Origin of the sequence: Neisseria sp. P0014.S002 (genome assembly GCF_051958295.1) — a bacterium.
Lineage (GTDB): Bacteria > Pseudomonadota > Gammaproteobacteria > Burkholderiales > Neisseriaceae > Neisseria > Neisseria flavescens_B.
The window spans coordinates 1-278 of record NZ_JBQCVO010000065.1 but is presented as its reverse complement, the minus strand read 5'-3'; the positions used below and the strand labels follow the sequence as shown (position 1 = coordinate 278).

The window sequence follows — 278 nt, the reverse complement described above, 5'->3', positions numbered from 1 at the left end:
GCCTACGGGTGGCTGCAGTCGAGAATCTTCGGCAATGGGCGAAAGCCTGACCGAGCGATGCCGCGTGCGGGATGAAGGCCCTCGGGTTGTAAACCGCTGTCGTAGGGGAGGAAGGTTCCGTGAAGAGCGGAATTTGACCTATCCTAGGAGGAAGTACGGGCTAAGTTCGTGCCAGCAGCCGCGGTAAGACGAACCGTACGAACGTTATTCGGAATCACTGGGCTTAAAGGGTGCGTAGGCGGCGCTGAAAGTTGGGTGTGAAATCCCTCGGCTTAACC

1 rRNA gene is annotated in these 278 nt (G+C 57.9%); it reads left to right on the top strand.

The annotated features are described in order from the left end of the window. Window positions 1-278, top strand: a 16S ribosomal RNA gene (locus tag ACTHSX_RS10625); the annotation flags it as partial.